The organism is Streptomyces sp. RP5T, assembly GCF_003933965.1.
In the GTDB taxonomy this organism is placed as follows: Bacteria; Actinomycetota; Actinomycetes; order Streptomycetales; family Streptomycetaceae; genus Streptomyces.
The window spans coordinates 1-2,608 of record NZ_RSAJ01000863.1 but is presented as its reverse complement, the minus strand read 5'-3'; the positions used below and the strand labels follow the sequence as shown (position 1 = coordinate 2,608).

Here is a 2,608-nt window from a genome sequence, read left to right as displayed (position 1 = left end):
GGCCCGCGGGAACCGCGCGCCCGACCCGGCCGACCGCACCCGCCCACAACCCCGCCCGCTTCGCGTGGTCCCGGTCCGCTCCGGGCGAACTCCGGGCTTCTGTCCGGGTTCTGTCACATGCGGGCATTCGTCGCGCTGACAGGGAACCCGGCCGAGGACCGGGTCCCTCCTTCTTCACGGAGTCGAGCGGACAACACACTTCACACGAATCTGGAGCATCCCGTGACAACGCCGGACACAGCAGCACGGCGCACACTGGGGGCCTGTGCCGTCCTGATGGTCGGCGCCCTCACCCTCACCGCGTGCGGAGCCGACTCCGACACCAGGAGCGAGGGCAAGGGCGGCAAGGACCCCGCGAAGTCCTCCGCGGCACAGATCGCCATCTCCGCCAGGAACGGCTCGACGGGCGCGTCGATCAACAGGACCGGCGTGAAGGTCAGCGACGGCACGCTGACCGGAGTGAGGATGACCGTGGCCGGCACGGGCCAGGAGGTGCCGGGGGCACTGGCCGCGGGCGGGACGACCTGGAAGCCCCGGGAGCAGCTGGAGCGGGGAACGAAGTACGAGATAGCCGCGACGGCGAAGGACGCGGACGGCAGGGCCGTGACCACGAAGTCCGTCTTCACGACCGTCTCCAAGGCCGACAGCTTCATCGGCACGTACACGCCGGACGACGGCACGACGGTCGGCGTGGGGATGCCGGTGTCGTTCACCTTCGACAAGGCGATCAGCGACAAGAAGGCCGTGCAGTCGCACATCACCGTCAGCTCCAGCAGCGGGCAGCGGGTGGTCGGGCACTGGTTCGGGGCGCAGCGGCTCGACTTCCGGCCCGAGGAGTACTGGAAGGCCGGCTCCAAGGTCACGATGAAGATCGACCTGGACGGGGTGCAGGGCGCCGACGGGGTCGGCGGGGTGCAGGAGAAGACCGTCGGCTTCACGGTGGGCCGCTCGCAGGTGTCCACCGTGGACGCCGACACCCAGACCATGAAGGTGGTCCGGGACGGGGCGACCGTCAAGACCGTGCCGATCTCCACGGGGAGCCCGGAGTTCACCACCTACAACGGGCAGATGGTGATCTCCGAGAAGTACAAGAAGATCCGTATGGACAGCCGGACGGTCGCGCTGGCCAACGCCTACGACATCCCCGACGTCCCGGACGCCATGCGGCTGACGCAGTCGGGGACCTTCATCCACGGCAACTACTGGTACAACCAGGGCAATCCGCCCTTCGGGCGCACCGCCACCAGCCACGGCTGCGTCGGGCTGCGGGACGTCAAGGGCGGACGGGCGGACACCCCGGCCAAGTGGTTCTACGACAACTCGCTGATCGGGGACGTGGTGGTCGTGAAGAACTCCCCCGACAAGACGGTGGCGCCGGACAACGGACTCAACGGCTGGAACATGTCGTGGAACGAGTGGGTCGCGGGCAGCGCCGCCGGGACGTCCTGATCGCCGCAAGCACCCCCTGACCGGGGGTTTTTGACGGTTCGTCGGGCCTCGCGGGAACTTCCTGCGCGGCCCGGCCGTTTTCCGGGCATACGTTTTCTCGGTTCCCGGACATGATGTCCGACCGAGGGGCTACGGTATGCACCCACAAGGTGACATGCAGCAACGCCGGGAGAAACCTTGAGCGTTCCGTACGAGACGGCAGCGTACGAACCACCCGAGTCGCCCGAGTCTCCGGAGGAGCACCTCGCGCGGCTCCTCGGTCGTGCCCTGAACTCCTTCGAGTTGCCCGACGAGACGATCCGGCGACTGGACTGCGCGCTGGCGTACGACAGTTCGCTGCACTCCGCACACCACAGCGCGGGGCTGCACCGGGAGACCTACCGGCACACGTGGCTGCTCGCCGACGGCTCGGCGCTCACTCTGTGGGAGCTCGTGCACAACACCGCGCGGGACAGCGTTCCGCAGCACGAGGTGTACGTCGACGAGGAGGAGCTGCGGGCGGCGACCGCGCGGCTTCCGTTACCGCAGGACACCCCGGATTTCGAGCTGCCGGTGACGGTGCAGCTCGCGCCCGTGCAGCCGCCGCGGCACGCCTATGTGCCGGACGACTCGGCGGACCACGCGCGCCGGCTGCTGCGCCGCGCGGAGAACACGGACCGGCCGGGCCCGGAGACGGCGGCGCTGCTGAGGGAGGCGTTCGCCCACCAGATCACGCAGGCGTTCGGGCGGCCCTGCCGGGCGGGCCGTGCCGGGCTGGGCTTCTCGCTCTACGAGCACGCGTTCCTGCTGCGCGACGGAGCGGAGATCTCCCTGTGGGAGGTCGAGCACACGGCGACTCCCGACGGACGGCACATGTGCGAGGTGTACGTCTCCGAGGACGCGGCCCGCGAGGCGATGGAGCGCCGCGCGGCGCACCTGTCCTGAGCCGATAGGCCGACCGCGCCCGCCCTGAGTCGAAGGCCGGGCCCGCACCTGTCCTGAGCCGACAGGCCGCGGTCCTGCGCCCACACGCCGACCGCACCTGCCCCGAGTGGCCCGGCGGCTCGCGTTCAGCGGCCGCCGCTGAGCTGTCGTACCAGACCCGCGAACGCGTCCTTCTCCGCCGGTGTGAGCTCGACGGACTCATGGCCGGGCGCGGCGGCGCGAGGGCGGGGAAGGG

General features: G+C 70.2%; 2 protein-coding genes. Both read left to right on the top strand.

Annotation, left to right across the window (positions count from 1 at the left end; all coding sequences use genetic code 11):
- Window positions 1–222: 222 nt before the first annotated feature.
- Entirely contained in the window at window positions 223–1,449 is a 1,227-nt protein-coding gene (locus EHS43_RS42170) for an Ig-like domain-containing protein (protein ID WP_125195763.1), read from the top strand.
- 177 nt (window positions 1,450–1,626) lie between these two features.
- On the top strand, window positions 1,627–2,373 hold the full coding sequence (locus EHS43_RS42165) for a DUF6227 family protein (RefSeq protein WP_125195762.1): 747 nt from the start codon (window positions 1,627–1,629) through the stop codon (window positions 2,371–2,373).
- Window positions 2,374–2,608: the final 235 nt, after the last annotated feature.